The sequence below is a fragment of the Pseudenhygromyxa sp. WMMC2535 genome, assembly GCF_011083025.2.
Genome location: NZ_JABJWV010000001.1, coordinates 9,001,704 through 9,026,042 on the forward strand (window position 1 = coordinate 9,001,704; position 24,339 = coordinate 9,026,042).

Genomic DNA, 24,339 nt, shown 5'->3' on the forward strand with positions numbered 1-24,339 from the left:
GGCGCTCTGGCTGCGCGGCCCCTGCGTGGTCGCCGAGCTTGCTATCCTGGCTCCACGTGGCTCGCCCTGACAAGCGCTACGGGCCCGGCCGTCGGCGTCGAACCTGGGTCGCCTGGCTGCTCGACTGGGCCGCGGGCCTGCTCATCGCCATCGTCTTGCTGGCGCTGGGCGCCGGGGGGATCGCGCTCGTCGTCGAGCCCAGCCAGGCGCGCGTCACCGCCACGCTCATCGCCACCATGATCACCTGGCCGCTGGGCGCCGCGCTCGGCGTGTGGCTGTCCATGGGCCGGCCGTTTTCGGTCCGCGCGCTGGGCCTCGGCCTGCTCGCCACCTGTGTCGGCGTTGGGCTGCTGACCTCGCCCTACTGGCTCGAGCTCGAGCTGCTGCGCACGGCGAGCGCCATCGCGGCCCTGATCGCCGCGCCGCTCTTCGCCAGGCTGACCATCGATGGCGTGCGCGCCCGCGAAGACGACTGAGACAGAGGCTGCGGGCCGCGAAAATCGGTCTACCATGGAGGTCGTGATCGACCCCGACGCCCTCGAGACGACGCCGACGGTCGCGGCCCTCGACGCGCGTCTGAGGGGGCCCGGCGGCGCACCTGCGCTGATCGAGGCGCAGACCCTCGCCAGCTTGCGCCGAGAGCTCGCGCTCAGCGAACACGAGGCGGTGATCGCCGGGCTGCGCTGGGCCAAGCGCTGGGCTCGCCCGCCGACCTCGCGCTTCAAAGTCGGCGCCGTCGCCCTCGGCGCCTCGGGCCGACTCTACCTCGGCGCCAACATCGAGTTCTCCGGGCTCCCGCTCAACGAGACCGTCCACGCCGAGCAAGCGGCGATCGTCCACGCGTGGATCCACGGCGAGCCGAGCCTGCGCGCCCTCGCAGCCTCGGCGGCGCCCTGCGGGTACTGTCGCCAGTTCATGTTCGAGCTGCCCGAGCCGCGCCCGATGATCCTGATCCCCGGGCACCCGGCGGCGAGCCTCGACGAGCTCCTCCCCCAGCACTTTGGCCCGGAGCAGCTCGACCGCGAGCCCACCTTCTTGATCGCGGGCACGCGGCTGAGCGCGAGCGAGCAGGGCCTCGCCCTCTCCCAGACTGACGCCGACGCCGACGCGCTCACGCGCCTGGCCCTCGAGGCGGCCGCCCACGCGAGCGTGCCCTACTCGGGGTTCTACGCCGGCGTCGCCCTGGCCCTCGCCGACGGCCGCCGCTTTCGCGGCTCGGCGGCCGAGTCGGCGGCCTACAACCCCACCCTCGGGCCCATGCAGGCCGCGCTGATCGCCTTGCACCTCGGCGGTGGGCGCTTCGAGGACATCGCCGACGCCGCCCTCGTCGAGCTCGAGGATCCCCTCGCGCCCTACCAGGCCGCGACCGAGCGCCTGCTCGCCCGCGTGGCGCCCGGGGTGGCCCTGCGCCACGCGACCTGCGTGCGCCGCTGAAACCGGCGCTCGCTCAGCGCCCGGCTTTGAGCGCGCGCCGGCGGCCGCTGCCCGAGGGCGCCGCCGACTCGACCGGCTGGGAGAGCACGATCTCACGACCTGCGCGGCGCCCCTCGTCGTAGGCGTCGTTGCGCCGCGCCCCGCCCCGCCGAACGGTCACCGTCTTGGGGAAGCGGCGCTGAAAATAGGCGCCCAGCTCGGCCCCGGGCACCCAGACCAGGCCCTGCTCCTGAAAGCCGCGGTCTTGCTCGGCGAGCTTGGCCTCGAAGCCACGCATGACCCCAGCCAAAAACGCCTGGCGATCCCGGTTACTCGTCCGCCCGCTCTCGCGCCCATAGTCCTTCCACAGCTCGAGGGCCGTGCGCCGCAAGAAGGTGTGGACGTGCTCGGCCATCAGCAAGTTGGCTTCGAGCCCGCAGATCTCGAGCACGCTGCCGCGCTTGCCCTCGCGCGGGCGATAGACCGGCAGCCAGATCGCCTCGACGAAGAAGTACTCGATCAAGATCCGCGCGAGGCGACGATCGTGCTCGAGGATCCGCCCCGAAGGCTCGCCGAGGTGGCGGTAGCCGTAGCGCCGGTCGCCCGCGCCCTCGGCCTGCCCCGCCTGCGCCGCTCGCTCGGCCGCGACGTTGAACTTGAGCATCAGCCGCCGGGCCTGGGTTGCCGCGACCTCGGCCTCGTTGAGGTTGGGGCTCTGGGCCAGGGCCAGGAGCTTGCGGATGCGCGCGACGACCCGCGTGGTCGCGTCGTCCTCGACGGCGTCCGCGGGCGCCTGCGGGGCGCCGCTGGCCCGCCCGTCGATGCCCAGGCGCGCGCAGACCTGCTGAAAGGTCGGCCCGTGCGCCGACTCGTCGACGTGCAGGCACTCGTCGACGAACTGGTGGGCGACCTCGTGCTTGAGCACCTCGAGGACCTCGGGCCAGGGCCGCTCGAGCACCAGGCTGCGCGAGATCTCGAGGCAGCGCTCGCCGCCGATCCACTGGCCAAGGCGCGCGCGCGTGTCCGAGAGCCGGAGCACCGGCTGGCGCAGGGCATCGTTGAAGTAGGTGTAGTTGATGCTCACCCACTCGAGCACCAGGCGCTCGAGCAGCTTGGCCTCGAGCGCCACGCTCAGGCGCTCGGCCTGCTCCCTCGTCCTCCCTACGCGCTGCATACCGGAAGCCATTTCTTGGCGAAATTTTGAAAGGAATCCTCGTAGCTCGCCTGCACGGGGATCACCGCCAGGACATTCTCGAAGAGCGGCTTGGCCCTGAAAATATCCGTCGTGTCGCAGAGCACGTCCGCGACCATCTCGTCACCAATGAAGAACCGAATTACCCCCAAATAGCGCGGCAAGGATGCCTCCATGACAAAGCGAGCGATGCGCCCAGGCTCCTCCAAGCCGAGCTCGAGCAGCTCGCCGAGATAGTCTCCGCCCAAGACGAATCGGAGCTCGACCTTCATCTCCAAGCAGCGCTCGGGCGTGAAGACCGACCTCATGAAGGGCATCATTTGGCAAACGATACGCAGCAGACCCCCCGGCGTCAGCCTCAACTTCGGGTACAGCGGGACAACCGCCGCATAGACCGTCATCGGACCCTCTTCGTAGCCATAGTCACTCGACGCGAAGCGAAGGTGTCGCAGACCAGGACAGTCACTCTCCTGGCCATCAGGGGCATCCCATAGCATCCGCGCATAGGGCCCCAGCCTGTCCTCGTGGACATAGACCCGAGCGAACCCCGGTGTCGAGATGCGGAGCCCTGTACTCTCATCGCAATGAGAGAATTCATCGACATCCGCGCCATCCGGCTCCCGGTAACCCACGGCGGTCACGGCGTGAAAACCAGAATCCTCATGCAATAGAAGAACGACTGGTATGCCTGACGTCAGATAGCACTTGATCGAGTGGCTGAAGAGCGCGTAGTCCTCGCTCGCCTTGAGCACAGAGGGCGCGAAACCACTTGCTCGGATCGCCGCCAACAGCTGCTGAAGCTCCAGCCCTCCGCGCGCGGGGAATTGCCGGTCATTGAGCACGTGTCGGGTCGCGGCCTCGGTGACCCCGTAGGGAGTTGGTGCACGTTGCCCAGTCGCACGGGCGCTCGAAGCCAGCGCGGACCAGAGCGCCGTCGTTGCGCACGCACCGACAGCTTGCTCTTGCTGTTGAAATGGGACGCCATCCACGCTGAGCTCGAACCCGAGGAGGTGGACCCGGTACTTCTGTAGCGTCGCGAAGCGACGACTCTCGCAGCTCCTGTAGGGCGCGAGGATCGTCCTACCGATCGGCGCATCGGGCAGCGGCCGAATCACGATGAAGCCCAGATAACAGCCTTGCAGCTTCTCTCGGGCCTTTTCACGAACACCTCGCTCCTCCGACTCGAGCCATCCCTCGAGCTTCTCTCGAGAGATGCTCTCGGAGAACACATGTACGCGCGCGGTGTGGGCAGGAGGTGCTCTCAATGAGGCCGCGTAGTAGCCCCTGAACTCCTCCATGAAGTGGCGATCCACATATGGTTTCTCGAGGATCAGCGTACGCGCCCGAGAGTCCTCAGCCTGAAGGTAGGCCGACAAGTAACGAACTTGATCGACCTCCCCTGCCTCTCTTCTTCCAGACAGATCCCCTATGATCTCTCCGAACTCCAGAGGCACGAAGGGAAGACAGCGAACATGCTGCTTCAACCGCTCCATCTCTCACCTATCAAAGGCTTCGAGTCAGCGAAGCTTGATCCTCATGTCGTCAGCGTCGAGGCTCTCGAGCGAGCGAAGCTTCTCGTCCACCTTCACCAAGTTGGCACGCGCCTCACGCCCGATCCGCTCGAAGTCCTCCTGGGAGAGCGGCTTTGGCGCTGGCAGGTTGCGAGCGAGCTTGGGCTTGAATTTTGGCTTCATTGCTGCCCTTCAGCGAGCCTAACCCCAGCAGATCTCCGCTGCAAGCAGTCCAAGCTCACGCTGCAAACGGGATCACTTCCTCCGCGGCATCAGCCGAACACTCCCAGCGCGTGGAGCATGATCAGGCCGATCCCCACCGGCACCAGCCAGCGCAGCACGCCCAGCCAGGTCAGGTAGAGCCCGGCGATCCGCCCGAGCTTCGAGCCGGCCTCGAACTGCGCCCGGCGCTCGGGGTCGCCCAGGCGCCAGGCCGCGAACACCGAGATCCCCAGGCCGCACAGCGGCAGCATCCAGTTGCTCGACACGTAGTCGAAGAGGTCGAACCAGCTCATGCCGATGAACGAGGCCTCCATCCCCGCGCCAAAGGTCTCGCTGGACGCCGTGAGCGCCGAGGGGATCCCGAGCAAGACGATCGCCGCGCCGCACACCGGGACCGCCACCGAGCGCGACCAGCCGCGCTCGTCGATGAAGTAGGAGGCGGTGACCTCGAGCAGCGAGATCGCCGAGGTCAGGGCCGCGAACACCAGCAGCAAGAAGAAGGTCACGGCCCAGATCGTGCTCCCCGGCAGCTGGGCGAAGGCCATGGGGATGTTTGTGAACACCAGGCTCGGGCCGGCGGCGGGCTCCATGCCGTAGGTGAAGGTGATCGGGAAGAGCACCAGGCAGGCGAGCAGCGCGACCGCGGTGTCGAGCAGCGCGATCGCTACGGAGGCCCCGACGATGTCGTCGTCGCGCTTGAGATAGGAGCCATAGGTGAGCATCGCGCCCATGCCCACGCTGAGCGTGAAGAAGCTGTGGCCGAGGGCCTCGAGCACGCTGCCCGGGCCGAGCTTGTCGGTGTGAAAGCCGAACACGAACTCGAAGCCGCGCGAGAAGCCCTCGAGCCGGGTCGCGTAGATCAGCAGCGCGACGAACATCGCAAAGAGCAGCGGCATCAGCACCCGAGCCGCGATCTCGACGCCCTTTTGCACGCCGCCGATGACGATCGCCACGCTCAGGCCCATGAAGGCCACGTGCCACAGCGTCGCCCCGAGCCCGTCGCCGGCGACCTCGCCAAAGCGCTCGGCCATGGCCGCCGGATCCCCCGAGGACATCTCGCCGCGCGCGGCGATCAGCGTATAGTCCAGGGCCCAGCCGGCGACGACGCTGTAGTAGGACAGGATCACGAAGCCCGCGGCCACGCCGATCCAGCCCACGCCCCGCCAGGGCGAAGTCTCACCGGCGAGCTTGGTGAAGGCCCCCACGGGGGCGCGCTGGGTCATGCGCCCGAGCATGACCTCGCCGATCATGATCGGCAGGCCGACGAAGGCGATGCAGATCAGGTAGATGATCACGAACAGCCCGCCGCCGTTTTCGCCCGTGATGTAGGGAAATTTCCACACGTTCCCCAAGCCCACCGCCGAGCCGGCGGCGGCGAGGATGAAGCCGAGCCGAGAGCCCCACTCACCGCGACGTTCCTGCGCCATCCCCCCGATCTCCCAGGGGGCCCCGGCGCTTGTCAAGCCAGCCGGCGTAGCACTCACTCAGCGTGAGGGACGGGTCACGAGGCCCGATCGGAGCGCGTGGGCGCCATGCAGCCGGCGACCTCCAACCAGGAGTGGAGATCGTCGAAGGTCGACGCCGCCCCGTCGACGATCGCCTCGCGGGCCGCACGATCTCGACCCTCCCGCTCGAGGCGCTCGATCAACGCGAGCCACATCGGCCCCGTCGCCTCGCCGTAGCCCTCGAGATAGCGCAGCGTATCGAGGCCCGGGCGGCGGCGCAGGACCTGCGAGCCCAAGGTGGAGCCCTCGAGCACGTAGGCGACCCCGAGCGCACGCGGCCACGGCCCGAGATCGCCGGGGTCGTCCTCCGGGACCGGCATGCCCCCGAGGCGCTCGAGGTCCTCGCGCAACCAGCGAGCCTTGGCCAGGCGACGCCGCGGATCGAGATCCTCGAGCTGCGGCTGCGCCCAGACCCGCCGCTCACGCGGTGCCAGGAACGCCAAGAAGGCGGCGAGGTAGGCGACGGTGGCCTCGCGCCTGGGGCTGCGCACGAAGATCAGCCGCTCGTCGAGCTCTCTGTGCGCGGCGCCGGTGGCTGCTCGCAGCGCGTCCAGGGTCGGCTGCTCCCCCGGCTCTCGTCCTGCCTGGCTCATGACTCGCGACGACACTTGGGCAAGACGACGGTGAAGGTCGTCCGGTTGTCGCTCGACTCGACCTCGACCGTCCCGTGGTGCGCCTTGACGATGGCCCCGACGATGTAGAGGCCCAGGCCCAGGCCCTCGCGCTCCTTGCTGCCGACCCGGACGAAGGGGCGAAACAGCTGCTCGCGCTGCGCGGGCGGGATCGGCTCGCCGTAGTTGACGATCTCGAGCACGACCTTGCCCTCGTCGGCCTTGCCCCACACGCTGACCGGGCATTCGGGGTCACCGTGGCGCAGGGCGTTGCTGACCAGGTTGGTGACGATCTGCGCCACGGCCCCGGAGTCGAAGGAGCCGGTCCCGTCGCCCTCGCAGACCACTTCGATCTTGCGATCGGGGTTGGCCTCGACGAGCTCGTCGACGTTCTCTTGCACGAGCTCGCACAGGTCGAGGGTCTCGAGCACGAGCGGAAAGCCGCCGGCCTGGCGCACGCGGGCGAGGTCGAGCAGCTGCTCGACGATCCGGTGCATGCGCTTGGTGCTCCGCTTCAAGGTGGTCAGGTAGCGATCGAGCTGCGGGGAGCCGACCTCCTGCTGGAGCAGCTCGCTGCCGACGATCAGCGCCTGGAGCGGCGAGCGCAGATCGTGAGCCACGATGCTGATCAGCCGCTCCTCGAAGGCGGCGCGCTGGGCCAGCTGCACGCGCAGGCGCGCCTTGATCAGCGCGTTCGAGACCACGCGCTGGAAGTAGCGCTCGGACAGCTCGTCTTTGTTGACGTAGTCGTCCGTGCCGAGCTCGAGGAAGACCTCGGGGTCCCGGGTGCTCCCGGTCAAGATCACGAACGCGGCCTCACCGTGGCCATGCTCGCGCAGCGCCTCGAGCAGCTCCACGCCGGACATCGCCCCCATGTGGTTGTCGAGGATGAACACGTCGGGCGTGTGCTCCTCCGCCAGGGCCAGGGCCTCCTTGCCGGACGAGGCCTCGAACACGCGGTAGCGGTGGTCCTCGCCGCGCCTGAGGTAGCGGATGACCACGCGGCGGTCGTCCGCGCTGTCGTCGACGACCAAGACGACGACCTCATCGTCCTCCCTCGAGCTCATGGACTGAGCTCCGTGGCCATGGTCAGCCAGTAATCGATGATCGCCTTGAGGTCCGTCTTCATCCGGGCGAAGTCCATGGGCTTGACGTGGTAGGCGTTCGCATGGTTCGCGTAGCAAAATTCGACGTCCGCGGGGCTGTCGGAGGTCGAGTAGACCACCACCCGCAGCGAACTCAGCTCGTCCGAGTACTTGATCTCGCGCAGCACGTCACGACCGTCGAGGCCAGGCATGTTCAGATCGAGGAACACCAGCGCAGGCCGCGGCTGCTTCTTGTGTGCGAGATCGATCAGGTATTCGAGGGCCTCGCTTCCGGTGCAGCAGCGCCGCAGCTCGATCTCGTGACTGATGCCCCGGCAGGCACGCACGAAGGCGTAGTAGTCGTCGTCGGAGTCCTCGACAACCAAAATTTCCGGCTTCTTCATCCCCGCTCAGACTCCTTTGCCAGGGAGCGCGAGGTAGAAGCAAGAGCCTTCGCCCGGGGTCGAGTCCACCCACACGTCGCCGCCCATGCGCTCCGCTGCGCGGCGGACGATCGGCAGGCCCACGCCGGTACCCTTGCCGTAGCTGTCGTCGGGATGCAGGCGATGGAACATGCGGAAGATCGAGCGCTTGTGCGCCGGATCGATGCCAATGCCGCGATCGCGGACGAAGAGCACGGTGAAGTCACCGTCGAGATGTGCAGGTCGCGCAGGGGCATCGGAGGCAGCGATCGAGCCCACCCAGATCTGCGGGGGGGCTTCCGAGTATTTTAGCGCGTTCGTGATCAGGTTGGTCAACGCCGTGCGTAAACCGGCCGACCAGCAGCGGATGCAGGGCAGGTCCTCGGCGACCTCGATGGTCGCGCCGCTGGTGGCGATCGGCTCCCTGAGATCATCGATGATCTCGCGCACGAGCTCCAGGCTGTCGACCTCCGCCTCGGAGATCTTGACCCGACCGAGGCGCGAGAGCACGAGCATGCCCTCGATGAGCCCGTACATCCGCCGCACGAGCCGCTGAATGTGCTCGAGGTTGGCCACGCTCTCCCTGTCGAGGAGCTCCGCGTTGTCCTCGCTCAAGAACGCCGCGTAGTTGCCGATCGCCCGCAGGGGTTGGCGCAGATCGTGGGAGGCCATGGTGCTGAAAGCCTCGAGATCGCGCGTGCGCGCGACGAGCTCCTGCTGGATCTCGACGAGCTTCTCGCGCTCGCGGTAGACCACGTCGCTGAGGACCACGCGCAGGCGCTCGGCGGTGGCGAGATCCGCGGAGGTCCAGGGCGCGCACTCGCCCTCGACGGACTCGACCCAGAGATCGAAGGACTTGCGCGGGGTCAGGCGGTCGCCGAGCGGACCGATCTCGGTCGGCTTGGTGGGATTCCCCGCCCAGCGGACCTCGCGGGACTGCTCGCTGCGAAACCACAGCAGCCAGGCGCCGAGCGGGTAGGAAAATGGCACGGCGATGAAGCCCGCGACCTCGTCCTGGGGCGTGAGCGCGGGGAAGCCCGCGCGCAGGTTGGTCACCGCGACGACCTCCCCCTCCTCCTCGGGCAGCTGCGAGAGCAGCGCTCGAACCCAGCCCTCGTCAGGTTGCGTCTCTCCGCTGCAGAACATCCCGTCGCGAGTCACGGCACACATGCCGCAGTTGTCGAACAGCGCGCGCAGCCGCGAGACGCACCCGCGGATGCCCTCGAGCATGTCAGCGTGGCTCGCCAGGCTGCGCCCGACCTCCGAGAGGTGCGCGCTGATCTGCTCGTAGACCGCCAGGCGCTCGCGCTGCTCGAGAGCCTCGATCAAAAAGGAGGCGCTCGTGGTCAGCACATCGCAGGCCACACGCTGGGAATAGGAGACCCCTTTTGGCCCCGCGTAATGGTGACAGGCGACCAAACCCCAAAGCCGATCCTCACCCGGGACCGCCAGCGCTAGAGACAAGGTCGCGCGCACGCCCATATTGGACAGGTACTCCAAGTGAATTGGGCTCACCGCGCGGCAAAAAGTATGGGTCATGTCCGTGGGGACGCCGCCCGGCGCAGCCGGCACCATCGGCGAGGGCAACGCCGCGCGATCTTGGAGTACCCGGACACGATTGGTGAGAAAGAGCCGCCGCGCCTGCTTGGGGATATCGGAGGCCGGATAATGGAGGTCCAAAAAGGGCTCCAGGTCCTCGCGCCGGGCCTCTGCGTAGACCCAGCCCGAGTCGTCCCCGGCGAAGCGATAGACCATGACGCGATCGTAGCCGATGCGCGCGCGAATCTCCTTGGCGAGGCGGTCCGCGAGCCCGCGCAGCCCCTCGGCCTCGCCCAGCGCACGCGTCCCCTGGCTGAGCACCGCGAGCCAATTGGTCTCTGGCGCGTCACTGGAGAGCGGCTGGAGCTCCACGAGCAGCCGCCCCAGGTGAATGTGGGCGACACAGTCGGCCTCGACGCCCTCACTGATGACACCCGAGTAGATCAGCTGCGGCGTCTCCTCGAGCACCTCGGCGTGGGCCAAGGCCCCGCGCATGGCCACGAGCAGCGGCCCGGGCAGCACCTCCTCCGCCGACGCCCCGGCCCTGACACGCAGACCCATGAGCGCCTCGAGGTTCGCCGAAGCCTGGAGCAGCGACCGCCCCGATTCATCAAATACCAACAGCGCCGCGAAAGGCTGAATCCCACCTGGGATGTGGATAGGTTCACGGTCGCAGTTGGTGAGGTCCACTTCCTGCTGCATTCGGTCGGGAGTATCTACGGTCCATGGGGTCAAAGCCAGCTCCGCCATGGGAGAATCGAACGCCGCACACTCCGCGAGCTCGTGAGAAGGAAGCGAGAGTGAGCGGCACCTGCAATCAAACTGACAATCAAACGGGTACTTTACTAATTTAAAGAGTACTCTTCGCGCGCCCGCGTTCGCTAATTTCGGCCAGTCGTGCGGAGGCACGCCGGATAGTGCTCGCCGCTCGAACGATCGCACATCGAGGGCGCCAACTTCACGCGTTCTCCTCGAAGATCCACCGCTACCCACAAAAGCCACGCACCCGCGCGCGAGCAGTCGATCTCGCGTCGCGCCGTGGCGCACGCTCCCAGGCGGCACCGTCCGCATGTAGCGCATCCCCACCTGCATCCAGGCGCCCACCTCGCCTGCCCACCTCCGACCCGCGAGCTTCCAACGCGCCAAGACGGCGTTTGTCCGCGTCAGTTTCGGTCTTGGGCCGCGCTCGCCCGAGGTTTCACCGCGAGCGCCGTGCTGGGATACCCTCCCGCGGTGACCAGCCCCGAGGCCGCCCCCAGCCGAGACCGCCTGGCCGAGGCTCAGCGCATCGTCGTCAAGCTCGGCACCCACGTGGTCACCCACGAAGGCCGTGAATTCGCCCTCGGGCGGGTCTTCGCGCTGGTCGAGTCGCTGGCGGTACTGCGCCGCGCGGGCAAGGACGTGCTCCTGGTCTCGAGCGGCGCGGTCGGCCTCGGCCGCCGGGCCCTCGGCCTCGAGGATGGGCCGCTATCCCTCGGCTTGCGCCAAGCCTGCGCCGCGGCTGGCCAGGGTCGACTGATCGCGCTCTACACCCAGGCCTTTGGCCAGCTCGGGGTCGAGGTCGCGCAGGTCCTGCTGACCGCGGAGGACCTCGGTGATCCCGACCGCGCGCTGTGCCTGCGTACCACCTTGCTGCGCCTGCTCGAGCTCGGCGCCGTGCCGATCCTCAACGAGAACGACTCGGTCAGCGTGCGCGAGATCGTCGAGCAGCGCGGCGACGACCCCACCCCGACCTTTGGAGACAACGACGGGCTGTCGGCGCGCATCGCCGCGGCCGTCGACGCGGACCTGCTGATCTTGTGCACCGACGTCGACGGGCTGTACACGGCCAACCCCCGCGACGATCCCCAGGCCGAGCGCATCCCCGCGCTCGCGAGCATCGACGACGACGCCCTCGCCCGGGCGGTCGGCGGCTCGGCGGGGGGGACCGGCGGGATGCGCTCGAAGCTCGAGGCCGCCAAGCTCGCGAGCGACGCGGGCGTCGACGTGCTGATCGTCGACGGCCACGCCGTCGGCCTGGTCGAGCGCGCCCTCGCCGGCGAGGACCTCGGCACCTTCGTGGCCAGCCCCGAGCGCCCCAACCGTCGGCGCCGGCGCATCGCCCTGGCCCCGCGCTGCGACGGCGCGCTGATCATCAACGAGGGCGCCGTCGCGGCGCTGCTCGAGCGCAAGGCCTCGCTCCTGCCCATCGGCGTGCTCACCGTCGAGGGTCGCTTTGGCCCCGGCGCCCTCGTCGAGCTCCGGGACCAGAGCGGCCTCGTGCGCGGCCGTGGCCTGGTCAACTACGACAGCGAGGCCTGCACCAAGCTGGCCGGCAAGCACAGCCGCGAGATCTCCGGCGTGCTCGGCTGGCGTGGCTACGACGCCCTGATCACCCGCGACAACCTGGTCCTCGGCGAAGTCGATCCATGAACACCACGCCCACCGCTCCCGCCACCGCCCCCCTCTCCAGCGTCCAGGCCCGGGCCGCCGCCGCCCGCCAGGCCGGGCGCGCCCTCGCTAGCTTGGCCCAGGCGCCCCGCGGCGCCCTGCTCGAGGCCATCGCCGACGCCCTCGAGGCCCCCCAGACCCAGGCGGAGATCGCCGCGGCCAACGCCCTCGATCTCGCCGAAGCCAGGGCCGCCCAGGCCCGCGGCGAGCTGTCCGAGGCCCTCGTCGCCCGGCTGAAGCTCGGCCCCGACAAGCTCGCCGGTCTCGCCGACGGCCTGCGCCAGCTCGCGGCGATGCCCGCCCTGGTCGGCATCCGCCAGCTCGAGCGCGAGCTCGACGATGGCCTGATCCTCGAGCGCATCAGCTGCCCCCTGGGGGTGCTCGGCGTGGTCTTCGAGGCCCGCCCCGACGCCGTGGTTCAGATCAGCGGCCTGGCGCTCAAGAGCGGCAACGCGGTGGTGCTCAAGGGCGGCAGCGAGGCCCTGCGCAGCAACCGAGCCGTCGTCGCGGTGATCCACCGCGTCATCGCCGAGCGCGACCTCGACCCCGCCTGCGTGGTCCTGCTCGAGGACCGCCCGGCCTTCGCCGCGCTGCTCGAGTGCGAGCGCGAGATCGATTTGATCATCGCCCGCGGCTCCGGGGCCTTCGTCCAGCGGGTCATGGACACGACAAAGATCCCCGTGCTCGGCCACGCCGAGGGCCTTTGCCATCTCTACATCCACGCCGACGCCGACCCCCAGCGAGCCGCCGCCATCGCCGTGGACGCCAAGTGCTCCTACCCCGCGGCCTGCAACGCCATCGAGACCCTGCTGTGGCAGCGCGGGGCCGAGGCCGCGACCCGAGCCGCGCTGCTCGCCCTGCGCGAGCGCGGCGTGGCGCTGCGCGGCGACTCGGCGAGCGCCGCCCTGCTCGACGCCGGCGAGGTCGCGGCCGCCGACGAGGGCCCCGGCGGCGACTGGGACCTCGAGTACGGCGACATGATCCTCGCCCTGCGCCGCGTCGACGACCTCGACGCCGCGCTCGCGCACATCGAGGCCCACGGCTCGCGGCATACGGAGGCGATCGTCTGCGCCGACGACTCGCCCGCCGCGGCGCGCTTCGTCGCCGAGGTCGACGCGGCCTGCGTGTTCGTCAACGCCAGCACCCGCTTCGCCGACGGCTACCGCTTTGGCCTGGGCGCCGAGGTCGGCATCGCCACGGGCAAGCTCCACGCCCGCGGCCCCGTGGGCGTCGAGGGGCTGCTGACCTACCGCTGGCTGCTGCGCGGCCACGGCCAGGTCAGCGCCGACTACGGGCCTGGCAAGCGCAGCTTCACGCACCGCGATCGCTGAGCGCCTCGTCCGCGTCCTGCTCCCGCTCCAGCGCGCCGAGCAGCGCCGCGACCACACGCATCGCGGCGCGGTAGTCCTCGCCATCGAGATCGGGCTCGCGCTCGGCCAAGCCTGCGGGAAGCTCGGCCTCGGCCAGCTGCGCCATGACCTTGGACAAGGGCGTATTCAGTCTGCGCGAAGACAGCCTCGAGCTCGCCGTCATCGAGGGCCGCGATCTGGTCGACGATCTCGCTCACCAGCAGCTGCGAGCTCGAGATGGCCAGGCCCTGGATCTGCTTGGGCCCGAGGCCGAACCAATCGACCTCGTAGCAGTCGTACTCGAAGCGCTGACTGAGCCCCGGGTCACCCAGCGCCTCGAGGGCCGCGTGCAGCTCGGGCGCGGCGGCCTCGAGCTGCGCTTCGTCGAGCTCCCGCTCGCCGAGACGCGAGAGCAGCTCGAGCAACGCCGCGCCGGGCTTCATCGCTTGTACATCGACGCCGAGCACCGGGTCCAAGAAGCTGCTAGCGATCAATTCCCCCATGGCACGCGATGCTGTGGTGAAGCAGTCTCGCACGAGACCACGAGCACGGCGCCCTCCCATGACGAGCCCTCATCATGGCGGTCGATCACGAGTTCGCAATCCATGCGAGCTCGCGTGCTCTTGACGCGCCGCTCGCCCCCGCCTACTAGCGACCCGCGATGAAGCTCTCCCTCGTCATCGAAGGCGGCGGCCTGCGTGGAGCTTTTGCCGTTGGCGCCCTCGCCGAGCTCGCTCGCGTGCTCCCGGTCCCCGTCCACCAGGTCTACGCGACCTCTTCGGGGGCCCCCAACGCCGCCTACTTCGCGGCCGGGCAGATCGAAGACGGCGTGCGCATCTGGCAGCAGCGCACCCACGGGGCCCAGCTCGTCGACTACCGCAACTTCGTCGGCACGCGCCCGGTCATGAAGATCGACGAGCTGGTCAGCGTGTTCCGTGACGAGATCAAGCTCGACCCCGCGGCCATCGAGCGCTCTCCCATCGACCTGCACATCGCGCTGACCGAGGTCGACTCGGGCCAAGGCGCCCTCGTGCAGGCGACCCGCGACAACATCTTCGATCTGCTCGCCGCCGCCATGGCGATCCCCGTGGCCTACGGCAAGGTCGTGCCCGTCGCCGGCGGGCGCTACATCGACGGCGGCTTCCGGGCCCCGGTGGCGATCCGCGAGGCCCTCGCCGCCGGCGCCGACAAGGTCATCGTCGTGCTGACCAAGCCCCGCGGCCATCGCCGCAAGCAGCGGCGAGTCAGCGAGTGGCTCCAGTGCCGCTCCTACCCCGGGCTGCCCAACACCCACGACGCGATCCGCTCCAAGTGGCGCCACTACAACGCCACCATGGACAGCCTCGACGCGCTCGAGGCCGCCGGCAGCGTGGCTCTGGTCCGTCCGCCCGGCGAGCTGCCCGTCGGCCGCCTCAGCCGCTCGCGCTCGCGGATCCTCTCGGCGATCGAGATCGGGCGCCAGACCGTGCGCGATCGAGCGGCTGCCCTGGCCGAGTACCTCGAGCGCTGAGCCCTGCATCGCCTCGGGGCACGACATAGAAAAAGGGAGCCAGCAAACGCTGGCTCCCCTCTTCATGGGCCCTCGGGCTGACTTCAGTCGGCCTCGACGAGCAGCGAGACGCCGCTGTAGGCCGAGTAGCCGCGGATCATCACGTAGTAGTTGCCGGCGCTCGAGGGGTCGAACTCGCAGGACTCCTCGTTGCCGTTGACGTAGGGGCGGCAGTCGTAGCTCGAGGTCGTCGGCTGCGCGCCGTAGCGGACGTAGAGGTCGGCGTCGCCGCTCCCGCCCGACATGGTGAAGGCGATCGACGAGGCCTCCGAGGCGTCGAAGGGACCGTAGTAGGTCTTCGAGCTCTTGCTCCCGCTCAGGTCGTCGTAGCTCCACTCCTGGGGCTCGGGCTCGGGCTCGGGATCGGGCTCCGGGTCCTCCTCGGCCGCGACCATCTCGACGTCGAGCGAGACGCCGCTATAGGCCGAGTAGCCGCGGATCATCACGTAGTAGTCGCCCTGGTCGGCCGGGTCGAACTCGCAAGACTCGTTGTTGCCGTTGAGGTAGGGGCGGCAGTCGTAGCTCGAGGTCGTCGGCTGCGCGCCGTAGCGGACGTAGAGGTCGGCGTCGCCGCTGCCACCGGACATGGTGAAGGCGATCGACGCGGCCTGCGAGGCGTCGAAGGGTCCGTAGTAGACGGTCGAGCTCTTGCTGCCGCTCAGGTCGCTGTAGCTCCAGTCGTCGGAGGGCTCCTCGCTGCCGCCATCGTCGGTGCTGCCGCCGTCGTCGGTGCTGCCGCCGTCGTCGGTGCTGCTGTCGCCGTCGTCGGTGCTGCTGCCGCCGTCGTCGGTGCTGCTGCCGCCATCGTCGGTGCTCGTGGTCCCGTCGTCCACCTCGTCGCTCGGGTCACCGACGCCGACCGCCGCCCAGGCGTTCTCGACGGAGGCGACCGAGAGCCCGAGGTCCTCCGCGGCGCTGACGGTGGCCGTGCGGGCCTGCGCGAAGGTGGTGCTCGAGGTCATGTAGACCGTCAGCGCCCGGTACCAGATCTGCGCGGCATCCTCGACGCCGATGCCCGAGACCTCGACGTCGCTCTTGCCCTGCGGGTGCGTGCCGCCAGCCGCGAGCAGGTGGAAGAAGAGGTTGGCGATGCCCGAGTTCCAGTGCACGCCGCCGTTGTCCTGGCTGCCGGTGTAGCGGTCGGCGTAGTAGTCCGTGCTGCTCCCGTCGGCGGAGGGGTCGGCCATGTTGCGCAGGTAGCTGCCCTGCAGCCAGCAGTCCTCGCCGACCCACCAGATCGAGTTCGAGGTCGCGTCGCTCTGGGCGGCCTCGACCGCCGCGGCGAAGATGTCCGAGGTCGCCTCGTTGAGCGCGCCCGACTCGTTGGCGTAGGTCAGGTCGGCGCTGTAGTCGGTGACGCCGTGGGAGAACTCGTGAGCCACGATGTCGAGGCTGACGAGCGCGTCGGAGTAGTAGCCGTCGCCGTCGCCGTAGGTCAGGCGCGAGCCGTCCCAAAACGCGTTGACGTAGTTGGTGTAGTAGTGGACGTAGGACTTGACCGTGGTGCCCGAGCCGCTGAAGCTCGCGCGGTTGAACGCGCTGGAGAAGTAGTCGAGGGTCAGCTCGGCGTGATCGTGGGCAGCCTTGGCGTCGACGTCGCTGCTGTCCGCGACGCTCGCGCTGTTGTAGCTGGTGCTGTTGTTGAGGTCGTAGGTGATCCAGCCGTCGTCGCTGAGCGAGGCGGTCTGGAGATCGTCGTACTCCCACACGACCTCGCCGCTGCGCGCGTCGACGAAGAGCGTGGGGATCGAGGGCTGGGCGCCGGGCTCGAAGTGCTCGAGGCGGACCTCGTAGACCAGACGCGCGCCGAGCTTGGCGTTGGGCAGGATGGCGAGGTCGGCCGTGGAGGCGCTGATCCGCCCCTCGGCGCCGGTCTCGATCAGCGCGACGTCGATGGCGTCGTCCTCGGTCAGCGTGGCCGTGGTATCGACCTTGAGGTCGCGGACGAGCGCGTCGGTCAGCTTGCGCACGCGGCCGTTGGCGTCGAGGTGGACGATGGCCTCGCCACCGATCACGCGCACGCCACCGAGGACCTGCTGCACGCGAGCGTGGGCCTGACCGAGCTCGTCGAAGTGCACGCGCTCGACGAAGATGTCGTCGACCCCGTCCAACACACCATTTTTACCCTCGAACACGTACTCGTAGGCGATCCCCTCGGCCAGGGTGCGCGCCGCGTCGTCCTTCGCGTGGAAGAGGTCCGCGTCGAGCCCGGCCTCGGGCCCCGATTCGGTGTTTTCCAAGCCACAACCAACCGTGGTTGCAAACAGAGCGAGAATGGCGATTCCGTACGATCGTTTCAGCATGTCCTGTCCTCTAGCGCCTAAATGCAAACAACGAATTCAATGACCAGCATCAGCGTCATCGACAATGTGCATCCAGTAGGCGGATGCCTACTAACACTCCATTGCAGATATGCACAACTGTCCAAGTGGCCAAGACTCGACAATTTTTAGAAGTATTCAAATCATGTAATCCACTTCACAGATTTGACACTCGGCCTCATACGCATAGCCCGCGAGCCCTCTATGGGTTCCCACAGCGTCCTAGCGGCATCTTCGCAAGTTGCGCAGCCACGCTGACCCATAGTCATCATGTGACATTCGCGCAATCCAGGATACGGTCCAAAAACCACCGTATTGACCTCGATCAGCGCCCAAAGCGATGACGACACATGATGCGCCTGTAACCCGGACCTCGGTAAATGCCATCACCCCAAATGTACCCATGACTCGCGGCCAATGGGTATCCGAGCACCAGGTGAAAGTGTGCCTACGCGGTGACCGTCCATGCGCGACGGCCACTGCGCGGCACCACCGAATCGCCGTGAAGCCCGGCGCGCTCAGCCGGACCAGGGGTCCGCGGCGATCAGCTCGATCATCACGTCGCGCGCGGTGTCGCCCGCCGACATGCTCATCGAGACCGACTCTTCGTAGCTGTCGTTGAGCCCGGTCATCCACTCGTCGCTGGGCACGAAGTAGCCCAGCGCGTCCCCCGAGAGCCCCATGATGGCCTGGTGTGGGGCGCTCATCACCTCTTTGACGGCCAGGCCGTTGCGCGTGAGCGACTCGCCGGGGAAGGCGATCAGCTGGACCTGGTTGTCCCCGAGGCGGAAGTAGGCGGTCTGGGTCTGGACGCTGACGCCGTCGGCGTCGGTCTCGAAGTCGAAGTCGAGGATCCCCGCCTGCGAGGCGAACAGGAAGTTCTCGTTCTCCACGGGGATGGTGAAGTCGCTGTAGTCGCGGTGGAAGCTGACCCCGACCTCCTCGGCCTCCGAGAGGATCGCCAGGGTCCGCTCGGCCACGTGCCCGCCGTAGGCCTCGGCGCGCTCGAAGTCGTCGGCGTAGTCGCCGTCGGCGACCTTGGGGCTGACGTCGCCCTGGACACCGTTGATGAACAGCGCCGGCGCGCCGAGCTCGTCCTCGAGGGCGTCGACGGTGTAGCCACAAAAGTCGCGCGAGATCAGCAGGTTGTCATCGTCGAGGATCACCGGGTGGGCGGCGAAGATCGTCGTCAGGCCCAGGCGCGAGTCGTCCTCGAGCGAGAAGGCCTGGAGGGCCACGAGGGTCTCGTCGGTGAACTCCCAGCCCCGGCGGTTGCGGTTGTCGGCGGTCGTCGACGCGACCTCGAGGCGGGCGGGCACGCGCGCGGCCCAGGCCGCGGCCATGGACGCCGCGATCGCCGAGATCACCCGCTCGCGGTAGACCTCGGGCACGCCACCCCACAGGCCCTGAAAGTCAGGGCCCGAGTGCGTGTGGGTGGCGCTGACGATCAGCTGCTCGGGGCTCAGGCCCGTGGCCGCGGCCGCGGCCGCGCGGATCTCCCGGGTCCATTGATTGCCGAAGCCGACGGTGTCGACGACGGTGACGATCAGGCCATCGTCCTCGCCGTAGCCCACGGCCATGGTCCGGGCGTAGACCCCGTCGTGGGTGCCCTCGGCGGGGCCGCGCGCCGTGTAGAGACCGTAGCCGCCGAGGTAGAAGTCCTCGGCGATCTCGACGTCATCGGGGGCGAGATCGACGACGTCGAAGGCGACCTCGTAGTGCTCGGGCGCGACCGTCCCGGTGTCGGTCTCGGTCCCGGTCTCGCCGACCTCGCTCTCCCCCGAGCCGCTCTCGTCGGTGCTGCTCTCATCGCTGCCGCCGGCGGTCGTCTCGCCCTCGCAGTTGGCCTCGTCGGCTCCGCCGCCGTCGTCCGAGCAAGCCGCGAGGCTCGAGGCCAGCGCGAAGGCGCCAAAGATGTGGGAGTAGCGAGTCCAAGGAGCGGGCGAGCGCAGCGATCGAGGCATCGACGCGAACAATATCAAAACCAGGCCGCCAGCTCGCTACACTCTCACCATGCTCCGGCACGACCTCGCACGTCGCTCGCATATCGCGCTGCTCCTCGCCCTCACCCCGGCCTTGGCTTGCGCAGATTCGAACACCCCGAGCGCCGACGCGGCCGAGGACAGCGTGGACGAGAGCGGCTCGAGCACGGCCGGCAGTACCCGGACACCCTGCTCCACCGCCCCGAGTTTGGCGACGCCCTGCTCGAAGAGGACGGCCAGGCGATCGCCAACTACACCGGCTGCGAGGGCTTCGAGGTCGGCGCGACCGGACCCGCGCCCTTCGTGAGCGCGCTGATCCAGGCCGGCAGCGAGGGCAAGACCATGCCCATCGGCTTGCCGGCGCACGCGGCCGAGACCGTCGAGGCGCGCGAGGCCCTGCTCGGGAGCAGCGATCCCGCGGCCATCGAGGCCCTCGCCGCGGCCGGGGCCGTGACCTTGGTCGCCCACACCGAGGACTGGAGCGTCGAGGAGCTCGTCGAGCTGCCCCTCGACGGCTTCGAGATGTACAACCTCCACGCCAACCTCTTTCTCAACATCGTCGAGGCTGGCATCTTGTTGACCAAGATCGGCTACCCCGAGACCCTGCCCCACTCGGACCTGATCTTGCTGGCGCTGATCAGCGAGGACCCGATCTACCTCGACACCTGGTCCGCCGTCCTCGCCACAGGCGTGCACAAGCTGACCACGGTCGGGACCGACTGCCACCGCAACACCTTCCCCGACGCCCTCCCCGACGGCCAGCGCGTCGACAGCTACGAGCGCATGATGAAGTGGTTCTCGAACCACCTGCTCGTCGCCGCCGAGGCCCTCGAGGATCCCGATCGCCTCGAGCCCGCCGCCCTCGACGAGGCCCTGGCCGCCGGCCGCCTCTACGGGGCCTTCGAGGTGTTCGGCGCGCCGATCGGCTTCGACTTCCACGCCGAGCTGGGTGACCAGGTGTTCGAGATCGGCGGCGCGCCCTCGCTGACCGATGGCGCCGTGAGCCTCGAGGTCAGCGCGCCCACGATCCAGGACCGCGATCCGAGCACCGCGGCCCCGACCGTCGAGCTACGCCTGCTGCGGGCCTCGGCCGAGGGCTGGGAGGAGCTCGCGACCAGCTCCGGCCCCGAGGGCGCCGTGCCAACGCTGAGCTACCTCGCCACGGATCCGGGAGCCTACCGCGCCGAGGTCCGCATCCTGCCCCGGCACCTCGCGGGACTCCTGGGTGACTACGAGGACCTGATCGACGAGTCCTTCGTGTGGATCTACGCAACCCGATCTACGTCGAACTCTGATCCCCGACGACCACCTCGGCCACGCGCTGTGCGATGCTCTCGGCGATGGCCGAGTCGCACAAGATCGAGCCCGGAGCCATCGCCCGCCACGCGCGTGCGCTGCTGCTCCCCTTCGATCTCGCGTCGACCTCGCTGCTCACCGCGTCCTGGCTGGGCATGCTCGAGGTCGACGAGCTGCCCACCGTGGCGCTGATCTTCATCCCCCTCCTCGCCGCCCGCACGACCGCCCTACAGCTGCACCTCAGCCGCGCGCTGAGTCCCCGCGAGGGCCTCGAGCTCGAGACCCTCGCCCAGCTGCCCCGCCGCCACGCCCAGCTCCACGCGCTCGCCTGGCTGATCTACATCCCGCTCGGCACGGCGCTGTGTGTCGCCATCAACGACGCGGCCGAGCTCGGCGTCGCCGGCCCCCTGGCCATGGTCCTGGTCCTGCTCGCAACCTGCACCAGCGTGCCCCTGGCCGTCAGCCTCGGCCTGCGAGCCCTGCTCCGCCCGCTCTATACCCAGGCCGGTGACCCTGGGGCGCTGCGCAGCCGCATGGTCCTCGCCCACGAGCCCACGACGCGCTCGCTGCTCGCCGCCCTCGGCCCGCTGAGCCTGATGTTCGCCGTGGCCTGGTGCGCTCGCGTCGGCGCGCAGCGAGACCTGATGTGGTTTTGGCTGACCGCGGGCTCGGCCCTGGCGACCAGCCTGCTGTGGACCATGGGCGGCGCCCTCGCCCGCTCCCACGCCCGCCGGGCCCCGCTCCAGCAGATCCGCCTGACCCTCGAGCGCATCGTCGAGGTCGGTGATCTCTCCGCCATCGAGGCGCTCCCGCCCACCCACGACGAGGAGCTCGACGCCCTGACCCGCGCCGTCAACGGGCTGCTCGCGGACCTCAGCCACCTGGTCCTCGCCGCGCGGACCATCGCCAGCGGCCAGCTGAGCGTGACCTTCCCTGGCCGCGGCGAGCTGACCGAGAGCCTGCGCGCGATGATCGACGAGATTCGCCTGGTCGTGGAGCGCATGCGCCAGACCGCCGCGGGCCTGGCCAAGGCCGCGACCGAGATCCAAGACGCGACCCACCACCAAGAGCACGTCACGGATCAGCAGGCCAGCAGCATGCACACCATCGAGCAGGCCATGGGCTCCCTCGCGCGCTCGGCCGAGCACGTCAGCGGCGCGGTCAGCGAGGTCTCGGCCAACACCGAGAGCATCCTCGCGACCACCGACGCCCTCGACAAACACATCGCCGAGCTCGACCTCCACTGCCAGGGCATCACCAAGCTGCTCGAGAACATCCGCGAGGTCGCCGCGCGCAGCGACCTGCTCGCCCTCAACGGCGCCCTCGAGGCCAACCGCGCCGGCGAGGCGGGCCGCGGCTTCGCGATCGTCTCCACCGAGATGCGCCAGCTCGCCGAGCGCGTCACGGGGACCGTGGCCGACGTCCGCCGCCTGGTCAACGCGATCTCCAAGGCCAGCGCCGACGCCGTCAACATGATCAGCCTCGGCCACTTTCTGGCCGAGGGCACGACCAAGGCCGCGCAAGAGATCGCTGGTGAGCTGCGCCAGCAGTCGAGCGACACCAGCTCGGTCTCGCAGAGCACCAGCGAGCTCGCCCGCTCGATCACCCAGACCAGCGCCTCGACCACCCAGACGCGGACGGCCGCCGCCGAGCTCCAGCGCCAGGCCGAGCGCCTCGACCAGCTGATCCACCGCTTCGAGCTGCGCCCTCCCTCGCAGCCGAGCGAGCGAGCCCAGCCAGACGGGCCAGGCGGACCTACTTGAGGATCCGCAACAGGTTCGTGTAGTCGTCCGTGAAGATCGGGAAGTCCGGATCGGCCACGAGCGCCTCGGCCACGCGCAGCTGCGGGGCGTCGAGGATCGCCTGGTTGCGGGTCACGATGATCTGGTCCGTGGACGACAGCCAGTAGTCGATGCCCTCGTCGGAGCCGGTGAAGTCCGAGACCATCACCGCCTGCATGTCCTGCTCGGCGGCCAGCGCGGCGATCACCGGGGCGAGGTCGATGTAGCGGTTGGTCGCCTGAAAGACGATCGCCCCGTCGGGGGCGAGGTGCTCGACGTAGATCGCCATGGCCTCGCGGGTGACCAGGTGCATGGGGATCGAGTCGCCGGAGAACGCGTCGATGGCCAGCACGTCGTAGCCCCGGGGCTGCTCGCGCTCGAGCGAGAGCCGCCCGTCGCCGACCACGACCTCGAGCTCGCCGGGCACGTCGTCCATGAAGCTGAACTCCTCGCGCGCGACCTCGACGACCTGGGGATCGAGCTCATAAAACACGATCTCGTCGCCCTCGCCGGCGTAGACCGCCAGCGCCCCGGCGCCCAGGCCGATCACGCCGATCTTCCGCGGCTTTGGATCGAGGGCCTCGAGCGCCGTGAACAGCCGCCCGTAGCCGCTCGTCGGCCCAAAGTAGCTCGACGGCCGGCGCGCGTTCTCGGGCTCGAGGTGCTGGCCGCCGTGGTTGATGCCACCGTGGTACATGACCCGAAAGGGCGAGGGCTCGTCGAAGTCCCGGGTCCGCAGCACGCCGTAGAAGTTGCGCTCCATCACCCGGGTGTCGCCGGCGTAGCGCGAGAAGGCCTGGCCGGTGAGCACCGCCGTGGCCACGATCACCGCGATCGCTACCGCGCGCACGGCCCAGTGCCGCCGCCACAGCTGGATCAGCGCCATCACCCCGACGACCACGAGCAGGATGCCGAGCTCGTAGTAGCCCGGGAGCACCATCGGCGCGAGGATCCCGATCAGCACCGAGCCCAGGGCGCCACCGAGCGACATCATCAGATAGAAGGTCGTCAGGTAGGCCGGCGCCGGCTTGGCCTCGGCGAGCTCGCCGTGCAGGAACATGCAGCCCACGAACATTCCGCCGGTGTAGAGCCCGACCAGCACCAGGCCGTGGCTATCGACGAAGTAGGCCATGGCCGGGAGCGCCGCGGCCAGCAGCGTCCAAAACAGCGGGCGCCAGTACCAGCGCGGGTGGTCGAAGGCGAGGATGAAGGTGACCAGATAGAGCGCCAGCGGGGCGACCCACAAAAAGGGCACCGCGGCGATGTTCTGGGTGATGTGGTTGGTGGCCGCGAGCAGCAGGCACGAGGCCGTGGCCGAGAGCCCCAGCCACTCGAGCATCTTCTTTGGCCCAGGCCGCGCCGCCTCCTCTTCGAGGGGCAGCGCGGCGGGCTCGGCCGCCGCCGGCTCGGGCTCGGCCGCCGCCGGCTCCGGCGCGGCGGCCTCCTGCCCGCGGGTGCTGACCCAGCCCGTCACGCCGCACACCGCGACAAAGAGCACGTAGAGCCCCGACCAGCCCCAGGTCTGCCCGCGCGTGGGGATCCACGGCTCGATGGCCACGGGGTAGGCGAGCAGCGCCAGCAGCGAGGCGAAGTTCGACAGCGCGAACAGGCGATAGGGCACGCTCGACTCGTAGCGCCGCCAGTACCAGGCCTGGATCAGCGGGCTGGTCGTCGACAGCACCATATAGGGCAGGCCGATGGTCGCGACCAGCAGGCCGAGGATCTGTAGCGCCGGCTGCTCTTCGCCCGTGGGCTTCCACTGCGCCCCGGGAGCGATCGGCAGCCACAGCAGCGAGACGCCCAGCAAGATGCAGTGCACGAGCAGCTGCCGCCGCGCCGTGAGCTTGCGGATCACGAAGTCCGCGTAGGCGTAGCCCGCGAGCAGCACCGACTGGAAGAACACCAGACAGGTCGCCCAGACCACCGCCGATCCGCCGAACCACGGCAAGATCTGCCTGGCGATCACCGGCTGGACCAAGAACAACAAGAACGCGGACAGGAAGATGGTCGCAGCGTAGAGAGGCATCGCGGGGCGACGCAGTGATACACCAAAGCGCCCGCGCAGATGACCCCGCGAGTACCGCACGGCCTCTCCCCCCACGGGCGAACCCCGCCCTCCTCTCCCTCAGTC

General features: G+C 69.1%; 20 protein-coding genes. 8 read left to right on the plus strand and 12 right to left on the minus strand.

What is annotated here, in order from left to right; all coding sequences use genetic code 11:
- Window positions 1-56 precede the first annotated feature (56 nt).
- Both G6O69_RS34670 and cdd read left to right on the plus strand, forming a co-directional pair.
- Entirely contained in the window at window positions 57-476 is a 420-nt protein-coding gene (locus tag G6O69_RS34670; RefSeq protein WP_172307751.1) for a hypothetical protein, read from the plus strand.
- A gap of 34 nt (window positions 477-510) precedes the next feature.
- Window positions 511-1,434 carry a cytidine deaminase gene (gene cdd / locus G6O69_RS34675; RefSeq protein WP_172307752.1) on the plus strand — a complete coding sequence of 308 codons (924 nt, stop codon included), beginning with the start codon at window positions 511-513 and terminating at the stop codon, window positions 1,432-1,434.
- A 13-nt stretch (window positions 1,435-1,447) separates the two neighbouring features.
- Here the strand turns inward: cdd and G6O69_RS34680 are convergent, their stop codons facing one another.
- From G6O69_RS34680 to G6O69_RS34715, 8 genes are all read right to left on the minus strand, one after another.
- Window positions 1,448-2,587, minus strand: coding sequence for a DUF2786 domain-containing protein (locus G6O69_RS34680; protein WP_172307753.1), 1,140 nt, complete (start codon window positions 2,585-2,587; stop codon window positions 1,448-1,450).
- The gene (locus G6O69_RS34685) at window positions 2,575-4,098 is read right to left on the minus strand and encodes a hypothetical protein (RefSeq protein ID WP_172307754.1); all 1,524 of its coding nucleotides are present in this window, start codon (window positions 4,096-4,098) and stop codon (window positions 2,575-2,577) included. The genes G6O69_RS34680 and G6O69_RS34685 overlap by 13 nt, the downstream gene beginning before the upstream one ends.
- Before the next feature lie 24 nt (window positions 4,099-4,122).
- Window positions 4,123-4,299 (minus strand): hypothetical protein, encoded by a 177-nt coding sequence (locus tag G6O69_RS34690; RefSeq protein WP_172307755.1) that lies wholly within the window; start codon window positions 4,297-4,299, stop codon window positions 4,123-4,125.
- Window positions 4,300-4,388: 89 nt separating this feature from the next.
- Window positions 4,389-5,765, minus strand: a complete 1,377-nt coding sequence (locus G6O69_RS34695) for a sodium-dependent transporter (protein WP_172307756.1) — start codon at window positions 5,763-5,765, stop codon at window positions 4,389-4,391.
- Window positions 5,766-5,839: 74 nt separating this feature from the next.
- Window positions 5,840-6,436: a biliverdin-producing heme oxygenase gene (locus G6O69_RS34700; RefSeq protein WP_172307757.1), complete on the minus strand. Its 597-nt coding sequence runs from the start codon at window positions 6,434-6,436 to the stop codon at window positions 5,840-5,842.
- Window positions 6,433-7,521, minus strand: coding sequence for a hybrid sensor histidine kinase/response regulator (locus G6O69_RS34705; protein WP_172307758.1), 1,089 nt, complete (start codon window positions 7,519-7,521; stop codon window positions 6,433-6,435). Before G6O69_RS34705 ends, G6O69_RS34700 begins: the two co-directional genes overlap by 4 nt.
- Window positions 7,518-7,943: a response regulator gene (locus G6O69_RS34710; RefSeq protein WP_172307759.1), complete on the minus strand. Its 426-nt coding sequence runs from the start codon at window positions 7,941-7,943 to the stop codon at window positions 7,518-7,520. Before G6O69_RS34710 ends, G6O69_RS34705 begins: the two co-directional genes overlap by 4 nt.
- Before the next feature lie 6 nt (window positions 7,944-7,949).
- A complete protein-coding gene (locus G6O69_RS34715) occupies window positions 7,950-10,202 on the minus strand; it encodes an ATP-binding protein (RefSeq protein ID WP_172307760.1) in 2,253 nt (750 codons plus the stop codon).
- Window positions 10,203-10,733: 531 nt separating this feature from the next.
- Here G6O69_RS34715 and proB point away from each other — a divergent pair.
- Both proB and G6O69_RS34725 read left to right on the plus strand, forming a co-directional pair.
- On the plus strand, window positions 10,734-11,912 hold the full coding sequence (gene proB / locus G6O69_RS34720) for a glutamate 5-kinase (RefSeq protein ID WP_172307761.1): 1,179 nt from the start codon (window positions 10,734-10,736) through the stop codon (window positions 11,910-11,912).
- The gene (locus tag G6O69_RS34725; RefSeq protein ID WP_172307762.1) at window positions 11,909-13,261 is read left to right on the plus strand and encodes a glutamate-5-semialdehyde dehydrogenase; all 1,353 of its coding nucleotides are present in this window, start codon (window positions 11,909-11,911) and stop codon (window positions 13,259-13,261) included. Before proB ends, G6O69_RS34725 begins: the two co-directional genes overlap by 4 nt.
- Here the strand turns inward: G6O69_RS34725 and G6O69_RS34730 are convergent.
- On the minus strand, window positions 13,242-13,418 hold the full coding sequence (locus tag G6O69_RS34730; RefSeq protein WP_176397262.1) for a hypothetical protein: 177 nt from the start codon (window positions 13,416-13,418) through the stop codon (window positions 13,242-13,244). The two genes, G6O69_RS34725 and G6O69_RS34730, sit on opposite strands and share 20 nt — an antisense overlap.
- On the opposite strand from G6O69_RS34730, the gene G6O69_RS34735 reads away from it, so the two are divergent.
- Window positions 13,405-13,944 carry a hypothetical protein gene (locus tag G6O69_RS34735; protein WP_172307764.1) on the plus strand — a complete coding sequence of 180 codons (540 nt, stop codon included), beginning with the start codon at window positions 13,405-13,407 and terminating at the stop codon, window positions 13,942-13,944. The two genes, G6O69_RS34730 and G6O69_RS34735, sit on opposite strands and share 14 nt — an antisense overlap.
- A complete protein-coding gene (locus G6O69_RS34740; protein WP_172307765.1) occupies window positions 13,941-14,789 on the plus strand; it encodes a patatin-like phospholipase family protein in 849 nt (282 codons plus the stop codon). The genes G6O69_RS34735 and G6O69_RS34740 overlap by 4 nt, the downstream gene beginning before the upstream one ends.
- Window positions 14,790-14,872: 83 nt before the next feature.
- Here G6O69_RS34740 and G6O69_RS34745 read toward each other — a convergent pair whose 3' ends face one another.
- Both G6O69_RS34745 and G6O69_RS34750 read right to left on the minus strand, forming a co-directional pair.
- Window positions 14,873-17,068, minus strand: a complete 2,196-nt coding sequence (locus tag G6O69_RS34745; protein WP_172307766.1) for a M4 family metallopeptidase — start codon at window positions 17,066-17,068, stop codon at window positions 14,873-14,875.
- 599 nt (window positions 17,069-17,667) lie between these two features.
- The gene (locus tag G6O69_RS34750) at window positions 17,668-19,113 is read right to left on the minus strand and encodes a hypothetical protein (RefSeq protein WP_255215956.1); all 1,446 of its coding nucleotides are present in this window, start codon (window positions 19,111-19,113) and stop codon (window positions 17,668-17,670) included.
- A 117-nt stretch (window positions 19,114-19,230) separates the two neighbouring features.
- Between G6O69_RS34750 and G6O69_RS40935 the strand changes: the two genes are divergently transcribed.
- Both G6O69_RS40935 and G6O69_RS40940 read left to right on the plus strand, forming a co-directional pair.
- Window positions 19,231-20,619 carry a hypothetical protein gene (locus G6O69_RS40935; protein WP_255215957.1) on the plus strand — a complete coding sequence of 463 codons (1,389 nt, stop codon included), beginning with the start codon at window positions 19,231-19,233 and terminating at the stop codon, window positions 20,617-20,619.
- A 926-nt stretch (window positions 20,620-21,545) separates the two neighbouring features.
- Window positions 21,546-22,190, plus strand: coding sequence for a methyl-accepting chemotaxis protein (locus G6O69_RS40940; RefSeq protein ID WP_255216774.1), 645 nt, complete (start codon window positions 21,546-21,548; stop codon window positions 22,188-22,190).
- Here G6O69_RS40940 and G6O69_RS34760 read toward each other — a convergent pair.
- Entirely contained in the window at window positions 22,183-24,234 is a 2,052-nt protein-coding gene (locus tag G6O69_RS34760) for a fused MFS/spermidine synthase (RefSeq protein WP_172307768.1), read from the minus strand. The genes G6O69_RS40940 and G6O69_RS34760 overlap by 8 nt on opposite strands.
- Between the last annotated feature and the right edge of the window lie 105 nt (window positions 24,235-24,339).

Excerpts from the sequence above, each read along its gene's own strand:
- cdd (WP_172307752.1), top strand. The coding sequence starts at position 511 with ATGGAGGTCGTGATCGACCCCGACGCCCTCGAGACGACGCCGACGGTC.
- G6O69_RS34680 (WP_172307753.1), bottom strand. The coding sequence starts at position 2,587 with ATGCAGCGCGTAGGGAGGACGAGGGAGCAGGCCGAGCGCCTGAGCGTG.
- G6O69_RS34685 (WP_172307754.1), bottom strand. The coding sequence starts at position 4,098 with ATGGAGCGGTTGAAGCAGCATGTTCGCTGTCTTCCCTTCGTGCCTCTG.
- G6O69_RS34690 (WP_172307755.1), bottom strand. The coding sequence starts at position 4,299 with ATGAAGCCAAAATTCAAGCCCAAGCTCGCTCGCAACCTGCCAGCGCCA.
- G6O69_RS34695 (WP_172307756.1), bottom strand. The coding sequence starts at position 5,765 with ATGGCGCAGGAACGTCGCGGTGAGTGGGGCTCTCGGCTCGGCTTCATC.
- G6O69_RS34700 (WP_172307757.1), bottom strand. The coding sequence starts at position 6,436 with ATGAGCCAGGCAGGACGAGAGCCGGGGGAGCAGCCGACCCTGGACGCG.
- G6O69_RS34705 (WP_172307758.1), bottom strand. The coding sequence starts at position 7,521 with ATGAGCTCGAGGGAGGACGATGAGGTCGTCGTCTTGGTCGTCGACGAC.
- G6O69_RS34710 (WP_172307759.1), bottom strand. The coding sequence starts at position 7,943 with ATGAAGAAGCCGGAAATTTTGGTTGTCGAGGACTCCGACGACGACTAC.
- G6O69_RS34715 (WP_172307760.1), bottom strand. The coding sequence starts at position 10,202 with ATGCAGCAGGAAGTGGACCTCACCAACTGCGACCGTGAACCTATCCAC.
- G6O69_RS34725 (WP_172307762.1), top strand. The coding sequence starts at position 11,909 with ATGAACACCACGCCCACCGCTCCCGCCACCGCCCCCCTCTCCAGCGTC.
- G6O69_RS34735 (WP_172307764.1), top strand. The coding sequence starts at position 13,405 with ATGACCTTGGACAAGGGCGTATTCAGTCTGCGCGAAGACAGCCTCGAG.
- G6O69_RS34740 (WP_172307765.1), top strand. The coding sequence starts at position 13,941 with ATGAAGCTCTCCCTCGTCATCGAAGGCGGCGGCCTGCGTGGAGCTTTT.
- G6O69_RS34750 (WP_255215956.1), bottom strand. The coding sequence starts at position 19,113 with ATGCCTCGATCGCTGCGCTCGCCCGCTCCTTGGACTCGCTACTCCCAC.
- G6O69_RS40940 (WP_255216774.1), top strand. The coding sequence starts at position 21,546 with ATGGGCTCCCTCGCGCGCTCGGCCGAGCACGTCAGCGGCGCGGTCAGC.
- G6O69_RS34760 (WP_172307768.1), bottom strand. The coding sequence starts at position 24,234 with ATGCCTCTCTACGCTGCGACCATCTTCCTGTCCGCGTTCTTGTTGTTC.